The organism is Natrarchaeobaculum aegyptiacum (genome assembly GCF_002156705.1).
Lineage (GTDB): Archaea > Halobacteriota > Halobacteria > Halobacteriales > Natrialbaceae > Natrarchaeobaculum > Natrarchaeobaculum aegyptiacum.
Window position 1 is genome coordinate 628,457 of record NZ_CP019893.1, and the last position, 19,046, is coordinate 647,502.

The following is a 19,046-nucleotide window of genomic DNA, read 5'->3' on the forward strand; positions in this document are numbered from 1 at the left end:
CGCAAGTCGACTTTAATTTCGCGGTCGCCGGGACTCGAGACCGGTCTGCAACCCACGACTGTCGCGTCGCTATTCGGGTGTGACCACCAATCGCGTCGCTGTCCGGACGTGATAGACAAGGAGAGAGAAGCGGCTCAGGCGAGTCGAGCGAACGCCAGGTTGCCCGAGATGTTCTTGATGTAGATCTCGACGACGTCGCCCTCTTCAGCGCCGGGGACGAAGATGGTGTACTTGCCTTTCTCGGCGACTCCGTCGCCCTTGCGGCCGGTGCCGGTGATCTCGACGGTGTAGGTCTTGCCCTCCTCGACGGCCTCCTGTTGTTGTTGCTGCTGGCTGGCCGTCGACCGCTTGGTGACGGGGCGGAACGCGCCACAGGCGTCACAGCGCAGCATCGGCGTTCGGTCCTCGCGGACGAGGCGGGTGTCCGGCAGGCCACACTCCGAACAGAGGACGTACTCGTCGACGTAGGCGTCGACCGCCGCGTCGAAGTCCTGCTGGGAGAACGTGCCGTTGTATCGGCCACGACCGTCCTCGAGTTTGCCGCTGGTCCCCATTTCGCGCTGGACGAACCGGTGGAGGTGATCGTCCTCGCGAGAGAGGACGTCGGCGATCTCCCCGAGGTTCGTGAATCGGGTGAACGCGCCGTCTTTCTGTGCCTGTGCGTCCGGGATCTGCAGGCGCTCCTCGTCGCCTCCGATGTCCGGGACCTCATCCATCGCTCGCTCGAGACTCGACTCGTAATCCATACACGACGAGAAACGACGCTGACGTAAATCGGTTCTGCTATTGCGGTTCGGGGGAGTCGATATCCGCGGTCGGACCGACGCTGTGTGTCGATCCGACCCGGATTCACTGGTCTGGGTCCGGGTTCGAGACTCGGTGATCGACGCCGATGGCCTTCACCGTCGTTCCGCCTCAGAGTGCGTCGCCGCCCCGTTCGCTCGGCGATCCCTGCTTCTCCGCATCGAGCGACGTCAGGTCACGCTCGGGGTTGGCTTCGCTCGCGCTCCCTGCCTGTCCCGTCAGTTCTCCGTAGACGGCCTCGCGCACTTCTTCGGGATCGTCGTACGTCTCGCCGGCGAGCCGGTCGAAGACGCTTCCGAGTGACTCGGTCTCGTTCGAGACGTCGATCGGATCGTTGCCGTACTCGGCGGCGATCTCCTCGCTCGTCACCGGATACTCGAGATCGAGGTCGTCGATCCGGGTTCCGACGGCCTCGAGGATCGACTCGGTGCCCGCTGCTCGCTCGGACTTGCGTTCTTCGGCGCGGTCCTGTACGCGGTCGCGGTTCGGTCCGTCGTCGCTCATGAGCGGCCCTCTGCCGGGCCGAGCCAAAAGGGGCCGGCCGGCGGTTGCGGGCCGCAGTTCGTAGCTGTGACGACGGTTCACGACCGTTCGAGATCGGCCGACGTCTCCCACGTTGCTATGTATCAGCGACCGTTTTTGTGGCTCGAGTTCCAATAGATATCTGACCCTGGTGACCAGTGGCGCGTTGCCCACGGCTACTGCTTTTCCAGGGTCTCCCTGTGCCGCCAGCGACGGCACTCACGGTAGAACCAGTGTTCGACGGTGCTGGCTACAGACCTACTGGCCACCCTCGAGGTAGGTCACCGCCTCCTCGTCGCTCACCTGGCCGAACGTGCGGTAGAACTGCCCGACTGCGCGGAAGTCGGCGGGCGTCTGGAGAGCGATCACCTCGTCGGCCTCGGCCTCGAGGGTGGCCATCGAGTCGGGCGAGCCGACGGGCACTGCCAGCGTGACGGACTCCGCGTCGGCTTCCCTGACCTGTCGAAGACAGGCCCGAGCCGTCGCCCCCGTCGCCACGCCGTCGTCGACCACGACGACGCGCTTTCCCGCGAGATCGGCGACCCCGGGGCCGCCGCGGTACCGTTCGGCCTTTTCCCGGGCGTTTTCTGCTTCCTCCTCGCGGATCTCCTCGAGGTACCCCTCCGAAACGCCAAGCCGGTCGACCAGGTCGTCGTTGTACCAGACGCTCCCGTCGCTGGCGACCGCGCCGATCGCCAGTTCGGGGTTCCCCGGCGCGCCGAGCTTGCGCGCGACGACGACGTCGAGGTCCGCTTCGAGTGCCTCCGCGACCGGTGCCGCGACCGGGAGCGCGCCGCGTGGGATTCCGAGGACGACGTCGGCCGCGAGTCCCCGGCGCTCGAGTTCCGCTGCGAGCCGTTCGCCAGCGTCTGTTCTGTCGTCGAACATGGTCGAGGCTACGTGACCGAGCTACTATGTTTTGTCGTGGCATGCGTCGGGCCACAGTGGCTCGCTATTCGCGATCGAATGCCGAGCTCGAGGTAACTCCGCTGGGATACGCCCGACCAGCGCCGGAAGACGCCTGCCGAACCGCTACCGGGACGCCGACGAGAGGGCCTGCATGGTACGACTGCAGCGAACGCTCTCGAACGTCTCCAGAGGTGGCAACGACAACGGTCGCGTCGGGATCGTTGCAGGGGCTGTGGCGTATCCGAATCGGCCCGCGCTGGTAGGGCAGGCGGCGATGCGAACCGGCTCGGATCACGTCCGGGCGTTCGTCGCTGACCCGATCTACGAGATCGTTGCGAGCCACGACCCGAACCTGCTCGTCGACCGCTACGCTGGCGAGCAGTTCGAGGAGACGGCCGTCGAACGCACCCGCGAGATGGGCGACTGGGCCGACGCGCTCGTGATCGGGCCTGGGCTCACCGACGCCGATCCCGACGCCGTTCGCGAGACCGTCGACTCCGTCGACGTCCCGATCGTCGTCGACGCGCTCGCGATCGAGCCCGCACTCGAGGCGGACCTCTCGAATGCCGTCCTCACGCCGAGCAGCGCCGAGGTCGACCCGATCCGCGAGGAGTACGGCTCGCTCGAGGCCTTCACGACGGAGACGGGTGCGGTCGTCACGTCGACCGGCGAGACCGACGAGATCGTCGCCGACGGTGATCGGCTCGCGAACGAGACGGGAACGCCCGCACTCACCGTCGCCGGGACCGGTGACACGGTGGCCGGCATCGTCGCGTCGCTGCTCGGTCAGGGGTGTGATCGGACGGAAGCTGCCGAACTCGGCGCGTGGGTTCTCGGAAAAGCCGGCGAACTGGCCACGGCCGAGTTCGGCCCCGGAATGGTCGCGACGGACGTTATAGATCGGATTCCCGACACGATTCGCTGACGCCGACGCGGAGCGCACTCGAGTGGGGACAATCGTTACCACACGGGTCGTTCTAGAGTGACGTATGAACGAACCGGCGTCCGGGCGTTCGAGGGGAACCGACGAGGGCCAGGACCAGAACCGTGACCACGAAATCGCCCATCCCGTCTTCGCCGCGCTGTACGACCTGCTCCCACAGTCACCGCTGTTGGGTCCCCACCGCGAGTACCTCGCCCGCGACCTCTCGGGGCGGGTCCTCGAGGTGGGCTGTGGCACCGGCGAGCAGTTTCGGTTCGCCGCCGACGGGGCCAACGGCGACCTCGAGTATCACGCGGTCGAGCCCGATCCGTACATGCGCAACCGAGCCGTCGGGAAGGCTCGCGAGGCCGACCTCGCCGTGGACCTCCGGGACGCCCGCGCCGAATCGCTCCCCTATCCCGACGACGCGTTCGACGTCGTCTGTTCGGGGGTCGTCTTCTGTACTGTCCAGGATCCCGACGCCGCGCTCGAGGAAGTTGCGCGGGTACTGAGCCCCGGCGGTGAGTTTCGCTTCCTCGAGCACGTCCGGTCAGACGGCTGGCGTGCACAGGGGCAGGCGCTGTTGACGCCGATCTGGGCGCGGGCTGCGGGTGGCTGTCACCTCGATCGGAATACGGTCGAACGGTTCGTCTCCCACGATGCGTTCGCGGTTACGGACGTCGAGCGGCTCGAACTCGGCGTCTTCCCCGTGACCCCGATCGTCCGCGGGACGCTCCGCCGTCGATGTGAGGGGGGTGTAACCGTACCGGGGCTCGGCTCGTTCGGCTGAACGATTCGCACCAACCGTCGACTCCGCCCCAGCCGTCGACCGGAAACTGCAGGTGTCAACCGTTTCCCCCACTCGACCCTAGGGTAGGCATGTCCGAACCCGATCGAGAACCGACCGAGAAACCGACCCACGATAGCGCAGAGGCCACCCACGAGGGGCAGTGGATGGCGCGAAACTGGCTCGCGATCGCCGCCGTCTCGATCCTCGGATTGCTCCTGCTGACCGTCGGTATGCTGCAGGCGACCGGACTCGTCTCCGTCTTCGCCCCGGTCGCAGACACCGAAACCCAGCAGTGGGGCGCCTTCGCCGTGCTGGCTCTGGGCTGGGTCCTTCTCGCCGGCTGGAGCTGGAGCGCGGTCACCGGCTGACTCGCGTCAGCGACAGTACGACCAGTCCTGGGGCTGTGAGTCGCTTTCCGCCCCGTTCGACGAACGCGCCCCTCGAGTCTCGGTCCCCGCAGGGCTCCCTTCGGGACGCTGGTTGCGCCGGTCGCGCTGGTCGCGCTGGTCGGGGCCACTCGAGCCAGTCGACCGGTCGCGCGCGAGAAAACACGTTTCGCTGCAGTAGTGGATCTCGAGGGTCGCGACGGCCGTGTCGATCACGCGGCTCAGTCGGTACGCACGTGGTCCGATGTACTCGTTGCAGGTCGCACACCGGTCGTTCATCCGGATCGAGGCGTGCTCGTCCGGCTCCCGTTCTGCCCCGCGCTGGGCGTCGTCGTCTGCTGGACGTCGTCTGGACGCGCCGTTCGACGGTTCGGTCCGGGTGGCCGACGCCACCTCACCGTCACCGCTCTCGACCGCGTGCTCGGTCGTCTCGAGGCGTCCGGCTCCCGCAGGTGGGTCGGCGTTTCCGTCTCTCATACTCCGGTGGCCCACGGCGTGATACAAATACGCACGGCACACTTTCAGGAACTGATGACTGTCTTCTGGTGTGAGCGGTGTCGGAACCGGCCCTCGAGTCGAGTACCGGGAGACCGACGATTCCGCGGAACGACCGACCCGGCGTTATCGGTGTTGATAGCTGCCGAGCCAATTATACCACAGGGCTGTGATTGGATCCAGCAACGATGGCTCCGGACCTCCCCGAGAAATTGCTCGGCATCGACATCGACCCCGTCGCCGATCAACGTGACACCGACCGCACCGACCGGGACGAACCCGAGGAACGCCGCCGGGTCATCCGGTTCGACGTCGGCGAGCACCAGCTGGCCGTTCCTGTCGACGACGTGGCCTCGATGACCGACGCCCCGACAGCCCTGACCGAAGTGCCGCGAACGCCCGCAGCGATCGAGGGCGTCACCGACCTCCGCGGTGAGATCACGGCCATCCTCGAGTTGCGGACGTACTTTCCGTCCGACCGCGACGCGCCCGGAGAACAGAAACTGCTGATCCTTGACTGCCCGGACGACGAACAGCCTGCAGCCTTCCGGGTCGATAACGTACGATCGGTCGACGCGATTCCGGAGCGAAACGTCCTGCAGGTGTCCGACCTCGAGGGTCGATCGATCTCCGCCGATCCGCTCGAGCACCCGCTGGTGACGGCGTTGCTCGAACGAACTCGTCGGCAGCGACCGACCGGTGACGTGGTGCCGTCGGCCGATGTGGACCGCCAGCGTCTCGAGGAACCGCGGGAGGTCGTCGAGATCGTTCCGCTCGTCGACGTCGACGCTGCCCTCGCGGCCGCGGGCCATCGCGTGGCTGCCCGATGACCGCGTTCGATTCCCGCGCTCGAGACGTTCAGTGAACCGGCAAGGTGGGATCGATTTACCGCAGCTACTGGATCAACACGGACCCCAAAACCGCCGCCTGCTGCCGATTCAGGCCGTATTTGGCGGTTATCATCGCTGATAATGGAGAGATAGCATTTATGGTAGCGGTTTCGGTAGTAACCGGTGGTGTACAACTGAATGTCGACAGGGGTTCTCATCGTAGACGACTCTCATTTTATGCGGAACTTGCTCCGACAAATATTAGAGCAGGATTGCCGCATCGTTGGGGAGGCCACGAACGGCGCGGAGGCGGTCAAGCTGTACAAAGAGCGTGATCCCGACGTCGTCATGATGGACATCGTCATGCCGAAGTGCAACGGCATCAAGGCGACTGCGGCCATCAAGAAGATCGATCCCGACGCGCGGGTGATCATGTGTACGAGCGTCGGCCAGCGCGAGAAGATGAAACTCGCGGTGAAGGCGGGGGCCGACGGCTACGTGACCAAACCGTTCGAAGAACCGAGCGTCAGGAAGGCCCTCACCGACGTCGCCGTGGTATGACGCGCGTACTCGTTGCCGACGACCCACTCGAGCTGGGGACGGTCGTCGCCAACGCCCTCGCCACTCGAGCCGAGGTGCTCCACGCGACGGACCTCGTTCCGGCGACTGGATCGGGCTCCGAGACCGACGATACGACCACGCTCTGTGAAACGGTCGCTCGCTGTCGGCCAGCGCCGGACGTCGTCGTCGCCGCCTGGCCGACCGTCGATCGGGCCAGACTCGACGCCCTCAGGCGCCTGCTCGGCTCCGATCCAGTGGCGACACTCGTAATAACCGCCGCGGTCGAGCCCGCGGTCCGGACGCAACTCGAGGCGGTGACCTGCGACGCCGTCGACGTCCTGCACACGGAAACCACGGACCTGTCCGCGCTGGACGATGCGTTCGCCGAGACGCTCTGCGATCGGATCACAGCGCTCTCGGACGCGACCGTCTCCTCGCTCGCAGTGGCACAGACGGCGGCGACGGCGAGTTCGATCCAGTCGGCACACGCAGTCTGTGCGGACTCTCGAGCGACTGCCGATTCGGGAGCCGGTGCCCGTGTGGGTGGGACAGACGCTGGAAGCGCGATGGCGCGTTCGGGGCGGGCCACGAACGGAACCACGACCACGACCACGAACGGCGCGGCAGTTTCCGCCGGTGAGACTGCCGGCGGAAGCGTCGACGGAATTGCCCCGAAACCACTCGAGAAGCCAACGCCGCGACGCCCCAACCAGTCAGCAGCGGAGCCTACCGGGGAACACCAGACGGACGAAATCGGGGCCGTCTCGGAGCAGACGGGTCCCGAGTCGAGCGAACGGGCGTCCGAGAGAACCGAACCGACGGCGCACCCGACCGAGTCGCGGGACGGCGACCGAGCAGGTCACGTGACCTCGAGAACCCCCGGCGTCCCGCCGACGGTCGTGATCGGTGCGTCGACCGGCGGCCCCGCCGTCGTCGAGGGCCTGCTCGCGAGACTCCCGACGACCCTCGAGGCCCGCGTGTTCGTCGTCCAGCACATGCCCGGGGTGTTCACCGGACGATTCGCCGACCGACTCGACGCCGCGAGCGACTACGCAGTCGTCGAACCGGCCGACGGCAAACGGGTCGACCCCGGAACGGCCGTCGTCGCACCCGGTGATACCCACCTCCGCGTTCGGGACGACGACGGACTCCGCGTGACGCTCGAGGAGGCCCCGTCAGGGCTCACGCGACCGTCGATCGACGTCACGATGGAATCCGCCGCCCGGACGGTCGACGGCCCGCTCTGTGGCGTCGTCTGTACCGGGATGGGCCGGGACGGCGCGGCCGGAATCGAAGCGATTGCCGCCGCTGGTGGGCACACGATCGCCCAGGACGAAGCGACCAGTTCCGTCTTCGGCATCCCGGGTCAGGCGATCCGCACCGGGTGCGTCGACGAGATCGTCCCGGCGGACCTGCTTCCAGATCGCGTCGTCGAGGCGCTCGGAGGTGACCAGCGTGGCGATGGATGATCGAACCGAGTTCGTTCAGGAGAGCGCCGAGCGGATCACCCAGCTGAACAACGACCTGCTGGCCATCGAGCGCGATCCCGACGACGAAGAGGCCATGCGTCGGCTCTTCCGGACGGCCCACACCCTCAAGGGTAACGCTGGCGGTGCCGGCTTCGACGCGGCGAGCGACCTCGCCCACGCGCTCGAGGACCTCCTCGAGGCGGTTCGATCGGGGCGAGTGGACGTGACTCCGGCGTTGATGGACGTCGCCTTCGACGCCGTCGACGAACTCGAGTCGATGGTCGACGAGGCGGCCGAAACGGGCCAGATCGCGACCGATCCCGGCCCGACGATCGAAGCGGTCAGCGAGGTCGTCGAACGGGAGACTCACTCGGGGGCCACGACGGTCACCGGGCCGACGAGCGACGAGATCGACGCGGTACTCACGGGTCTCGAGCCCCCGACAGCACCGGACTTCGAGACGTACCTCGTCCGACTCGCGGTGACCGAGTCCGAATCGGGGGCAGTCACCAACGGCGTGCGGGTTCTCGAGGCCCTGATCGACGCGTTCGACGTACTCGGGACCGATCCCGGCCGGGACGCACTCGAGGACGGTACCTACGGCGGGCGATTCGACGCCGTCTTCGCCAGCGCAGTCGGCGAGGAGGCGATCACCGCTGCCCTCGAGCCGATCGAGGTCGTCGCCGACTTCGCGATCGAGCAGGTGAGCGACCGGTTCGACGCACTCGCGGCGGCAGCCGACGACGAGGACCCGAGTGCGGACATTTCGACCGAGGAAGCAGCTGACCTCTCGGTCGACGAACTGCTCGACGAGTTCGAGGAGTTCGACGATCTGGACGAGAAGGTCAAAGAGGTCGAAGGCGACGACGACCTCGAGGTGTTCGACGAGATGGGTGAAGCCGGTTCGTTCGACGACCTCTTCGAGGATGCCGACGTCGAGCCGGAACCTGCCGTGACCGACGACTCGCCGGCGGACGGCACGGCGTCGGCCGACAGCCACCGTGCGACCGGTGGGGACGACCGGGTGAAGACAGAGACGGGCACCGACACCGCCCAGACCGGTTCCACCGCCGCGTCGGCAGACGCAGACGACGAGGTCGACGACGCCGAAGCCGTCTTCGCCGAACTCAAAGAGGAAGTCGAACCGGTCGGCTTCGACGAACTCCAGGCGGAACTCGAGGAACTCGAGTTCGACGAGTTCGAGGAAGAAGAGATCGGGATGGACGAGCTACTGGCTGAAACCGGCGATATCGACGACGCGTCGGACGCGGTTCCAGCCGCTGGGGCCGAAGAGTCGGTCGAAGAGACGACGTCGGCTGCCGACCCGGCCACGGCCGACCTCGAGACCGACGACGCGTTCGATCCCGCGGAGCCAGAACAGGAGCAACCGGCCGCCGACGTCGACGAGATGGCCGTAGCCGACGAGCCAGCGTCTGCAGCGGACGCAGACTCCGACCTCGACCCCGTCTTCGACACCGGGGTAGAAATCGAACCGGAGCTGTCCCCGTCAGATCCGGACCCCGGAGACGAGACCGGTGACGACTTCCTCGAGAACATGGAGGCGGCTGCCGGAACCGAACCCGACCGAGAGGAAGATCCCGACGTCGTCGACGCGTTCGACGATGCCGCAGACGCGTCCGCATCAGCCTCAGCGTCCGAGGATCGACTCGAGGAGCCGGACGAGTACGTCGGATCCGACGCCGACGCAACTGATACCGACGACTTCGAGACGCCAGATCGGTGGGTTGACGACGACCAGCGCGACTGGACCGACGCTGATGCAGACGACGAACTGGCCGACTCGAGTGCCGACGGCTGGGCCGACGCCGAGGCGGACGACGAACTGGCCGACTCGAGTGCCGACGGCTGGGCCGACACCGAGGCGGACGACTGGTCGGAGCGATCGGACGACGAGTGGACCGGATCCGATTCGGTCGACTGGGCCGACCACGCGACCGGGTTCGATTCAGGAACCGGCGCTGAGGACGGGGCCGACCCCGATACCGACGACGCGCCCGAGACCGACGACCACGAAGCCACCGTGGACGTGCAAGGAGATGTCGAGGTCGACGCAGACGACCTCGACGACTCCCTCGAATCCACTTCCGTCTCCGAGTCCGAGTTTGGACTCGGGCTCGACGACTCGGCCGGCTTCGAGGCGGCGTCCGACCCCGATAGCGAATTTGGGTTCGACGACTCGGCAGACTCGGGATCGACGTCCGACCCTGATAGTGAATTCGGGTTCGACGACTCGGCCGACTTCGAGACGGCTTCAGGTCCGGACACGGAGTTCGGGTTCGACGATTCGGGCGACGACGCTGGATTCGAGGCCGACGATTCGTTCGACGTGACTGACTCTTTCGAGGCCGGCACCGATCCCGGATCTGCGTTCGAGGCCGGCACCGATCCCGGATCAGAGGCCGACTCCGAGTCCGAATCACATCCCGACGAAACGAGTCGAACGATCGTCGAGGAGCCGGACATCGAGATCCCCGACATCACGGTCCCGCCCGAGACGGGAGACCGGTCGAGAGACGACGACGAGATCCAGTCGATCCGGGTCGACGTCGAGCAGATCGACGACCTTCTCTCGCTCGTCGAGGGACTCGTCACGACCCGCGGTCGGCTCCGACACGCCGTCGAGACCGACCTCGACCGAGCCGCACTCGAGCGCGAGGTCGAGGGACTCGACTCGCTGGTCACCGACCTGCAGGGAACCGTCATGGACGTTCGGCTCGTGCCCCTCGAGACGGTTACCAGTCGGCTCCCCCGGATCGTCAGGGACGTCGCACGTGACCAGGACAAGGAGGTCACCCTCGAACTGTCTGGGATGGACGTCGAACTCGACCGGGCCATCCTCGAGCGACTGCGCGACCCGCTGGTTCACCTCGTCCGAAACGCGGTCGACCACGGGATCGAGTCGCCCGCGGCCCGCGAGGCCGCCGGCAAACCGATCGAAGGACAGGTCGAGGTGACCGCCACGCGCTCGCGCGATCGGGTGACGATCACGGTCGCCGACGACGGTCACGGACTCGAGCCGGACGCGCTCCGAGAAGAGGCCGTCGAGGCGAACGTCATAGAGCCCGCTGCTGCCGAGGCCCTCACCGACGAGGAGGCCCTCGAACTGGCGTTCCACCCCGGCCTCTCGACGGCCGCGGAGGTGACCGACGTCAGCGGTCGCGGGGTCGGAATGGACGTCGTCAAACGGACGATCGAGGACGTCGACGGGACGATCGCGATCGACAGCGCGCCCGGTGAGGGGACGACCATCCGACTCACCCTGCCGGTCTCGATCGCAATCGACGACGTCCTCTTCCTCGAGGTCGGTGACCTCGAGTTCGGCGTCCCGACCAGCGTGGTCCAGGACGTCGAGCCGATCGAGGCGACCGAGACGATCGACGGGGAACGCGTCTTGCCGGTCGAGGGCGAGGCCTACCCCGTCCTCTCGCTTGCGGAGACGTTTGGAATCGGTGACGAAGCCGCAGGCGAGGTCGCCGCCGGTGCGGGAAGCGAAACGGCGACCGACGGCGGTGACTCGTCCCGACTCGAGGGTGGGGAGTCCGCCGGTCGGGCCACCGCACTCGAGACGGGACGATCGAGCGCACCCGACGGGATGCTACTGCGCATCCGCGAGGACGTCAGACCGGTCGCCATCGAGTGTGATCACGTCCGCGATCAGCAGGAGGTCGTCGTCAAACCCTACGTCGGGTTCATGGGCGACGTGCCTGGTCTGAGCGGGGCGACCGTCCGCGGACGCGGTACGGTCGTGAACATTCTCGACGTGACCACGCTATGATCGCAGGCGAGATCGAACGCGAACGGTGGACGAGAGCGGGAACGAGCACGCCCAGGTACAGGAGTACGAGCACGAACGCAACCGCGGACGCGAACGCGAACACGGAGACGAGAACACAATGACGATGATGGTCGACATTCGAAAGTTGAGTTTCATAAACGAGATGGCGAAGGTCGGGACGAACGGCGTCGCCGACAACATGAGCAAGTTGACCGGCGAAGACGCCCGGATGGAGGTCACCAAGACCAACTTCGTCGACGTCGACGACATCGAGTCACAGCTCGAGCCCGGCAAGCGCGTCGGGGTGCGAGTGCGACTGCTGGACCCGCCACACGGACACATCCTCATCCTCTTCCCCGAGGCGAGTGCGAAGAAGATCACGGCGATCATGTTGAACGACGTGGTCGACGACATGTCGAACGTCTCTGGAAAGATGGCCAGAAGCGCCGTCGAGGAGATGGGCAACATGATGGCCAGCGGCTTCATCGACGGCTGGGCGGACGTCCTCGGGCGGATGATCGACGTCGCCGCCCCCCAACTCGTCTACGCCCCTGCCGAAGACATCGTCACGCGAACCGCGAGTCTGGGTGACGACGATCTCGCGTTGTTCTTCGACTCTGACCTGACGGTGCCGAGCTACCAGATCGAAGCCGAAATCTACGCGTTCCCCGACCTCGCGGAGTTCGTCGAAATGGTCAACGCCATCGACGTCCAGCCGGCATGAAACTCGACGTCAACGCTCTCGGGACGTTCTACCGGATGGCTCGAGAAGGGACCGGGCTGGCTGCCGGCCGCCTGACACACATGACGGGTGTCGAGACCCGGGTCGGCGTCACGAAGCTAAACTTCATGCGCGGGCGAGAGATCCGCCGAGAGCTCACCGACGGCTCGCCGAAAGTCGGCGTCCACGTCGGACTCACGGGTGCCATCGACGGCTCGTCGATGGTCGTCTTCGATCGAGAAGACGCCCATCGGATCGTCGAACCGCTGGTCGCGGAAGCGGCCCCCGAAGAGTCCGAGGACGGGGACGACGAGGCCGACGGCGAGGAGTTCGACCGCATGCGCGAGAGCGCCATCACCGAGGTTGGACAGGTCATGAACAGCGGCTTCGTCGACGGCTGGGCGGACGTCCTCGAGTCGGTTATCGACGTCTCGACGCCGACCCTGCTCGAGGGTGAATCGGCGGATCCGTTCGTCACCGATGTCGTCGACTCACCGGGCGCAGACGACCTCGCGTTGCTCTTCCAGAGCCGGATCGAGACCGTCGACGCCGAAATCGAGTTCGAACACTACCTCTTTCCCGACCGGGCGTCGATGGCCGACCTGCTCGACCGAATCCGGACGAGCGACGGCATCGACTACGACAAACTCGACGGCTTCGACCGGATGGCCGAACGCGGCGCGGAGGAGATGGCCAAGACGGCGACGACGCTGACGGGGATCGACACCCACGTCGAGATCCGGCGGCTCAACTTCGTCTCGCTCGAGGCGATTCCCGAGCAGGTGCCCGACGAGCGACTCGTCGGTGTCGCCTTCGAGTTCGAGGGCGTCCCCAGCGGCTTCCTGTTGTTCCTCTTCGACGAGGAGTCGGCCCACGAGATCGTCGACGCGATGGTGCCGATGGCGCTGGACGACGTCGATCCAGACGGCTTCGACGAGATGGGCCAGAGCGCCATCGAGGAACTCGGGAACATCATGGCCAGTGGCTTCCTCGACGGCTGGGCGAACGTCCTCGACACGACGATCGACCACTCGACGCCGGAGTTCGTCCACGACATCGGGACGGCCGCCGTCGACCCCGTGGTCGTCCGGCTGGGTGAGTCTCAGGAGTACGCCTTCGTCTTCGACACCCTCGTCGTCGCAGACGGGCAGGCCTTCGACTGTGAGGTGTACGCCATCCCCGACGAGTCGGACCTCGAACGTGCGCTGAACGACCTCGACGTCGATCGGATCGAGGACGAACCCACGACCGCCGAATTCGGCGAAATCGAGCACACATGAAGACCTACGGCAGCGAACCGGGCGCTCCGTCGCCGGTCCGGGTTGGTATCTCCGAACTGGTCGTCAGCGAGGGCGACGATACACTGACGTCCTACGGACTCGGGTCGTGTCTGGCCATCGCCCTCTACGACCCGGACGAAGAAATCGGTGGCCTCGCTCACGCGATGTTACCCTCCGGTGACGCCGTCGAGAACGGCGACGCGAAACCGGGAAAGTACGCCGACACCGCGATCCGGGCACTGCTCCGGCGGATGGTCGAACGCGGCGCCACCTACACCGCCGTCGAGGCCAAACTCGCCGGCGGCAGCGACATGTTCGAGTTCGAGAGCTTCGGCGACGGCGTCGGCCGGCGGAACGTCGCCGCAGCCCGCGCAGAACTCGAGAAACTCGGCGTGCCGATCGTCGCCGAAGACGTCGGCGGTGAGCACGGTCGAACCGTGACGTTTACCCCCGGGACGGGGGAACTCCTCGTCAAGACGGCAGACGAGGCCGAACACGGAGTGAAACACCTGTGACAGACGACGCGTTCGACGCTATTCTCTCGTTCGTCGAGGACGAACTCTCGTTCGCGACGAGCCACTACAACGACAGCTATCTCGATCGACGGATTTCCTCACGTATCCGCCGAACCCGCACCGGCGACTACGCCGAGTACTTCGACCTGCTCCGGGGCGACCCCGACGAACAGCAGGCGCTCGTCCAGTCGATGAGCATCAACGTCACCGGCTTCTTCCGAAACCCGGACGTCTGGGAGGGGATCAGAACCGTCCTCCGGGAAATCGCCTCCGAGCAGGACGAGATCCGGATCTGGAGTGCCGCCTGCGCCGACGGCCGGGAACCGTACTCACTCTCGATGCTGGTCCACGACGACCCCGCTGTCGACGCCTCGAGCGTCCGGATCCTCGGAACCGACATCAGCAGACCCGCCCTCGAGACGGCTCGCAGCGGCATCTACGAGACGTCGCGCACGGTCGACGTCGGCGAGCAACTCTCCTTTCTCGACGACCCGGCCGAGTACGTCGCAGTCGACGGCGACACCTACCGGATCGCACCGCAGGTCAAACGACCCGTCGAGTTCGAGCGCCACGACCTCATCAACGACGACCCGAAGTCCGGGTTCGACCTCGTGGTCTGTCGGAACCTCTTTATTTACATCGACAACGCCTACAAGGCCTCGATGCTCGGGTCGATCGCCGAATCGATGCGCCCGGGCGGGACGCTCGTCATCGGGAAAGCAGAGACCATCCCACCGAACCTCAAGTCTGCGTTTTCGGTCCGGGACGCCCGGCTTCGCATTTACGACCGGGAGTGACTCGGCCGGAAAACGTGGTGCGCTCTGGGGACTTTCGTCTGCTGACGAACGACCGACCGTTACATGACCGTCGACCGAGAAAGGCGAGTGAATGACCGGCCTCGACCTCAGCTCGTACGTCAGCCGATCGCGGGCGCTGTGTGCCGCTTCACCCCCGGCGTCCGTCCACGAAACCCGGACGCTCCTCGTCGATCCGCTGCTCGAGACGCTCGACTGGGACGTCCACGCCCCGTCGACCCGAGCGGACGTCTCCGTCGACGACTGTGCACTCGAGTACGTCCTCCCGGTCGACGGCGTGCCAGCGCTGTTCGTCGCCGTCGATCCGTACGACGAGTCACTCGCCGAGGAACGCGGACTGGCACTGCTCGAGGCCATGCGCTGGTCCGACGTCGACCGGGCGATCTACACCAACGGCCGCTCGTTTCTCTTCCTCGCCGGCACGAGTGAGACCGACCGGTTCGCCTGCCGACTCTCCGAACTCCCCGAAAGAACCACCGACGTGGTCGACTTTACACGCTCTGCACTCGCCGCGCACCTCGCCGACCGGGGCCGCTCGGCCGTCGCCCGGACGCTCGCGCTCGAGCGCCGCGACCTCGTCGCATCGATCGTCGAACAGGTTTCGACACGGGTCGATCACCGGACGGATGCGAGCACGTTCGTGGGGCCAACCGAGCGGTTCGTCGACCAGTTGATCGTGTCGTTCGCGAGCGATCATCCGGCGCTCGAATCGGGGAGTGGTGACGCTCCTCGCGACGTCACGTTCGAGTTCGTCGACGCGTCGGCCGGCGGTGACGAATCGCCGGTGACGGAACCCGGGGCCTCGAGCGCACCGAACGCAGCCGGCCCGGAGGCCGACCACCGGTCAGAGCAAGACGCGCCATCGGCTGCCGATGCGGACTCGAGCGACCTCCCCGCTTCGCGGTGGACGACCGCTGGCGAACAGCCTGCGAGTAACCGCTCGAGCGCGGACTCAGGGGCCAGCGCAGCCAGCCCGCCGACGGAGGATGCGGAATCGTCACCGGAGACGGACGGCGAACCCGGCGAGCCGGTGAAATCGAACCGACCAGCAGGTCGTGACGGTGCCGGCGACAGCGATGGTGACAGTACCGATGGCGGCGACAGCGCCGACGACGGCGAGTACGTCGTTCGATTCTTCAACGACCGCGGGTCGATCGGCGCCATCGGCGGCTCGAGTTCCGCCGGCGGCCTCGTCTACGCGACTGAATACCTCCTCGGGCACGGGCTCAAAGGCGTCTCGTTGCCGTGGGGCCCCGACGAGGGGCCGACGGTCCTGAACGACGACCCGACGCGAGCCGATGGCTCGCCGATGGTGAATCCGACCCAGCTCTCGAACGGCTGGTACCTGGAACTCGGTGGTGACCGCGACGATCACCGCGCCCGGGTCGAACAACTTGCTTCTCGCGCTGGGCTCCGTGCGATGGTGACCGGCGACTGGGAGTCAGACGGCGACGCGGATGGCTAATCGATCCAGTATAGCGTCGGTCGATCAGTAGTCGACTTCGACCTCGACGATCGTGAGAACGACTCGATCGGGTTCGTGCTCACCGTCCCAGCCCTCGAGGACGTCGTCCCAGGCGTCGCCGTAGCGGGTGTCCGGATCCTCGGCCCGAATCTCGAGGTCGTCGCCCTCGAGCACTTTCGTCGTCCGATCCTCGACGTGCATCGAGACGCCGATGCTCCCGTCGCTCCGGAGCGAGCGTTCGTCGGCGTCGATCGCGACCAGCGAGATGACCGCCGTGTCCGTCTCCTCGTTGTACCTGATCGGCGGGTACTCGCGGACGACGCTGTCGACCTCGCCGTCGAACTCGGTCGCGCGGATCACGCCGCCGCTCTCGTAGGCGATTTCCTCGCTGCCGTGTTCGTACCGGAAGGTTCCGAGGGTGAGTTTTCCGTCGTCGGTGACGTTCTCGAACTCGGGGTGTTCGTCCTCGAGCGGGCGGTCGTTGGCGGTGATGTTGAGCGTCGTTCCGTTGGGGCTCGTCACCACGGATCCCGACTGCATCGCGATCTCACCGTAGCGGTGCTCGACGCCGTCGTACCGGACGACATCGTCGAAGTTCTCGGCCAGTGCGCTCATCGCTCGTTCGGCGTTGTTCACCTGCTCGAACTCCTGATACTCTTCCATCGCCTGGAAGGCCGTCATCGAGAGGAGACCGACCGACGCGAGGATGATGCCAAAGACCATCACGAACGCCAGCACCTCGGAGACGCCGCGATCACCGTCTCTCGAGTCAGCTCCCGGGGTGAACGCCTGCGACTTCATCGGGTCACCTCCTCGAGCGTGATCTCTTCGTTCCCTTCGTCGTAGCGGACTTCGATCGTGCCACCGGGGACCGCGGCGTCGGTGTCGAGGGCCGTCTCGTTCGACACCGGGACGTGCGTCGTCACGTCCGCGTCGGTCGCGGTCAACTCGAGACAGGGATTCGTGCTGTTGATCAACGGTGCTTCACTGTTGCACGTGTCCGAATCGAGTATTTCGACGGTGTACCCGGAGTTCGCGACCGTTCGCGGGTGATCGGCGACGACAGTCACGCTTCCATCACCGTCAGGTGCCAGCCGGTCGACACTGCCGACCTCGCCGGCGAGTCGTTCGCCGATCGTCTCGAGAGAGGTCTCGGCAGACCGGTCTGTCTCGGTCTCGAGCATCCCGCCGGCGCTGGTGACGAGCATCGCCACGAGGATGGTCGTGATGGCGATGGTCAGGACGTGGGTGATCGCGATCGAGACGGCGCGATCGTCACCTGTGAGTGAGTTCGTCGAAGCTGTGGACTCGCGTCTGGATCTGGTCATCGTTGCTCACCGTAGACGTTGATCTCCCTGTTCTCGTCGTGATACGAGACGGTACTCGACTCGTAGGTAACGTCGAGTGTCACCGCAAGCACGTCGTCGTTTGACGATTCGTAGTAGACGCTGCCATCTGAAACAGCAGCATCGAGTTCGATGTCATCGTACGTCTCTCCATCCTCGATGGGGTCCAGTGCCGGCTCACAGTCACTGTCCGTCGGAGCGGAGACGGATCCGGTAACGAGATCGACTCGCGCTGTATCGCTCTGGATCTCACAGGATCCACTGGGGCTGTCGACGTCGTAGGACCCACTGATTCCCTCGATTGTGATCGCCTCGAGTGAACCGGAGCGGTTTGCCACGATCGTGACCTCACCAGTGTCGTCTGCCAGCTCGAGTTCGAAATGACCGATCTCATCGCTGTCGACGATCGTTTCATCGTTATACGATGAGAGGTCAGCGCCGGCCGTTCCGCTGGTGACGTCGTCGACCCCGGCGTCGACGAGTACAGGCTGGCTGTTGACTTTCGTTTCCCGATACTGGTCGAACAATTCGTCCTCGAGAACGTCCTCGAAGTCACTACTCATCGATCCGCCAGCGTTCGCATACAGGGCAAGGTCGACGACCGCCGCCTCGAGTTCCTGATCGACCAGTTCGGCATCTGCGGTGCTCTGGCTGGTCGAACTCGAGGAGATCGTCTCGGTGTAGAGGACGCCGTTGAAGACGACGACGACGCCGAGGACGATGAACGCGATGACGACGGCGGCGATGAGGATGATCTGGCCGCGGTCGCGACGCTGGTCGTCGATCACCATATGGTCAGTCGCACCTCCACGACGTTGTACACTGGTTCGTTCGGTTCGGCTTTCGGAATGGTTCGAGCGTCTCCGTTGACGTCGCTGACGTTCATCCAGTTACTCCCGTCGTACGCTTGATCGTCGTCGAGGACTGCGATCGTGTAACTCGCCGTCTGGGCCCCACTCGAAGGACTTCCCTGATAGACGAGCGATTTCGTTTCGAAGTCGCCGTCGTCGTCCGTGTAGTGGATCTCGACGTTGTAGTTCCACCCTTGCTGGGCGAAACTCTGGTTCATGATTTGCCCGAGCGTCGAGACGTTTGCGAACTGATCGGTCGAGTAGGTTCCGTTGTCCGCTTCTCGATTCGGATTCTCGCTGATATCGGTGTCACCGAATCCGCCCTCACCGTCCCAGTAGAGGATCGTTTCGGTCAGATCGCCGTCCTGATCGGCGACGACGAGGGCATCCTGTGCTTCCTGTTGCATCTGGGCCTGGATCGATCGGTCGGCTAACCCGCCGGTCGACGGCGTCAACACCACTGCCTGCAGTGCGAACAGAACCGCCATCACGAGGACCATCGCACTGATGAACCCCTCGAGCGTGTAGGCCTGGCCGCGATCTGCCATCTCGTTGTTCGGCCCTTTCAT

The 19,046-nt window shown here is 65.7% G+C and carries 20 protein-coding genes; 12 read left to right on the forward strand and 8 right to left on the reverse strand.

Annotation, left to right across the window (positions count from 1 at the left end):
- Positions 1 to 134 precede the first annotated feature (134 nt).
- The 3 genes from B1756_RS03185 to B1756_RS03195 all read right to left on the reverse strand — a co-directional run bounded on the left by B1756_RS03185 (position 135) and on the right by B1756_RS03195 (position 2,214).
- On the reverse strand, positions 135 to 746 hold the full coding sequence (locus B1756_RS03185) for a translation initiation factor IF-2 subunit beta (protein ID WP_086887241.1): 612 nt from the start codon (positions 744 to 746) through the stop codon (positions 135 to 137).
- A 169-nt stretch (positions 747 to 915) separates the two neighbouring features.
- On the reverse strand, positions 916 to 1,308 hold the full coding sequence (locus tag B1756_RS03190) for a DUF5789 family protein (RefSeq protein WP_086887242.1): 393 nt from the start codon (positions 1,306 to 1,308) through the stop codon (positions 916 to 918).
- Positions 1,309 to 1,584: 276 nt separating this feature from the next.
- Entirely contained in the window at positions 1,585 to 2,214 is a 630-nt protein-coding gene (locus B1756_RS03195) for a phosphoribosyltransferase (RefSeq protein ID WP_086887243.1), read from the reverse strand.
- Between the two features lie 172 nt (positions 2,215 to 2,386).
- Here B1756_RS03195 and B1756_RS03200 point away from each other — a divergent pair, with 172 nt between their 5' ends.
- From B1756_RS03200 to B1756_RS03210, 3 genes are all read left to right on the forward strand, one after another.
- Positions 2,387 to 3,160, forward strand: coding sequence for an NAD(P)H-hydrate dehydratase (locus B1756_RS03200; RefSeq protein WP_086887244.1), 774 nt, complete (start codon positions 2,387 to 2,389; stop codon positions 3,158 to 3,160).
- Positions 3,161 to 3,224: 64 nt separating this feature from the next.
- A complete protein-coding gene (locus tag B1756_RS03205; RefSeq protein WP_086887245.1) occupies positions 3,225 to 3,947 on the forward strand; it encodes a class I SAM-dependent methyltransferase in 723 nt (240 codons plus the stop codon).
- An 89-nt stretch (positions 3,948 to 4,036) separates the two neighbouring features.
- Positions 4,037 to 4,315: a hypothetical protein gene (locus tag B1756_RS03210; RefSeq protein ID WP_086887246.1), complete on the forward strand. Its 279-nt coding sequence runs from the start codon at positions 4,037 to 4,039 to the stop codon at positions 4,313 to 4,315.
- Positions 4,316 to 4,321: 6 nt separating this feature from the next.
- Here B1756_RS03210 and B1756_RS03215 read toward each other — a convergent pair whose 3' ends face one another.
- Positions 4,322 to 4,810, reverse strand: coding sequence for a hypothetical protein (locus tag B1756_RS03215; RefSeq protein WP_086887247.1), 489 nt, complete (start codon positions 4,808 to 4,810; stop codon positions 4,322 to 4,324).
- Between the two features lie 206 nt (positions 4,811 to 5,016).
- On the opposite strand from B1756_RS03215, the gene B1756_RS03220 reads away from it, so the two are divergent.
- The 9 genes from B1756_RS03220 (at position 5,017) to B1756_RS03260 (ending at position 16,280) form a co-directional block, all read left to right on the forward strand.
- A complete protein-coding gene (locus B1756_RS03220; RefSeq protein ID WP_086887248.1) occupies positions 5,017 to 5,658 on the forward strand; it encodes a chemotaxis protein CheW in 642 nt (213 codons plus the stop codon).
- 198 nt (positions 5,659 to 5,856) lie between these two features.
- Entirely contained in the window at positions 5,857 to 6,219 is a 363-nt protein-coding gene (locus B1756_RS03225) for a response regulator (RefSeq protein ID WP_086887249.1), read from the forward strand.
- Complete coding sequence (locus B1756_RS19780; RefSeq protein WP_228434448.1) at positions 6,216 to 7,688, forward strand: chemotaxis protein CheB; 1,473 nt, start codon at positions 6,216 to 6,218, stop codon at positions 7,686 to 7,688. Before B1756_RS03225 ends, B1756_RS19780 begins: the two co-directional genes overlap by 4 nt.
- A complete protein-coding gene (locus B1756_RS03235) occupies positions 7,681 to 11,484 on the forward strand; it encodes a chemotaxis protein CheA (protein WP_086887250.1) in 3,804 nt (1,267 codons plus the stop codon). Before B1756_RS19780 ends, B1756_RS03235 begins: the two co-directional genes overlap by 8 nt.
- A 118-nt stretch (positions 11,485 to 11,602) precedes the next feature.
- The gene (locus B1756_RS03240) at positions 11,603 to 12,208 is read left to right on the forward strand and encodes a chemotaxis protein CheC (RefSeq protein WP_086890020.1); all 606 of its coding nucleotides are present in this window, start codon (positions 11,603 to 11,605) and stop codon (positions 12,206 to 12,208) included.
- The gene (locus tag B1756_RS03245) at positions 12,205 to 13,485 is read left to right on the forward strand and encodes a chemotaxis protein CheC (protein ID WP_086887251.1); all 1,281 of its coding nucleotides are present in this window, start codon (positions 12,205 to 12,207) and stop codon (positions 13,483 to 13,485) included. The genes B1756_RS03240 and B1756_RS03245 overlap by 4 nt, the downstream gene beginning before the upstream one ends.
- A complete protein-coding gene (locus B1756_RS03250) occupies positions 13,482 to 14,000 on the forward strand; it encodes a chemotaxis protein CheD (protein ID WP_086887252.1) in 519 nt (172 codons plus the stop codon). Before B1756_RS03245 ends, B1756_RS03250 begins: the two co-directional genes overlap by 4 nt.
- Positions 13,997 to 14,797 (forward strand): CheR family methyltransferase, encoded by an 801-nt coding sequence (locus B1756_RS03255; protein ID WP_086887253.1) that lies wholly within the window; start codon positions 13,997 to 13,999, stop codon positions 14,795 to 14,797. The genes B1756_RS03250 and B1756_RS03255 overlap by 4 nt, the downstream gene beginning before the upstream one ends.
- A 91-nt stretch (positions 14,798 to 14,888) precedes the next feature.
- Entirely contained in the window at positions 14,889 to 16,280 is a 1,392-nt protein-coding gene (locus tag B1756_RS03260; protein WP_086887254.1) for a hypothetical protein, read from the forward strand.
- Between the two features lie 24 nt (positions 16,281 to 16,304).
- On the opposite strand, the gene B1756_RS03265 is transcribed toward B1756_RS03260, so the two are convergent.
- From B1756_RS03265 to B1756_RS03280, 4 genes are read right to left on the reverse strand one after another with little or no spacing between them, the layout of a single operon-like run.
- The gene (locus B1756_RS03265; protein WP_086887255.1) at positions 16,305 to 17,081 is read right to left on the reverse strand and encodes a DUF7289 family protein; all 777 of its coding nucleotides are present in this window, start codon (positions 17,079 to 17,081) and stop codon (positions 16,305 to 16,307) included.
- Entirely contained in the window at positions 17,078 to 17,608 is a 531-nt protein-coding gene (locus B1756_RS03270) for a DUF7266 family protein (RefSeq protein WP_086887256.1), read from the reverse strand. Before B1756_RS03270 ends, B1756_RS03265 begins: the two co-directional genes overlap by 4 nt.
- The gene (locus tag B1756_RS03275; RefSeq protein WP_086887257.1) at positions 17,605 to 18,417 is read right to left on the reverse strand and encodes a DUF7261 family protein; all 813 of its coding nucleotides are present in this window, start codon (positions 18,415 to 18,417) and stop codon (positions 17,605 to 17,607) included. Before B1756_RS03275 ends, B1756_RS03270 begins: the two co-directional genes overlap by 4 nt.
- A complete protein-coding gene (locus tag B1756_RS03280; protein ID WP_086887258.1) occupies positions 18,411 to 19,046 on the reverse strand; it encodes a DUF7288 family protein in 636 nt (211 codons plus the stop codon). The genes B1756_RS03275 and B1756_RS03280 overlap by 7 nt, the downstream gene beginning before the upstream one ends.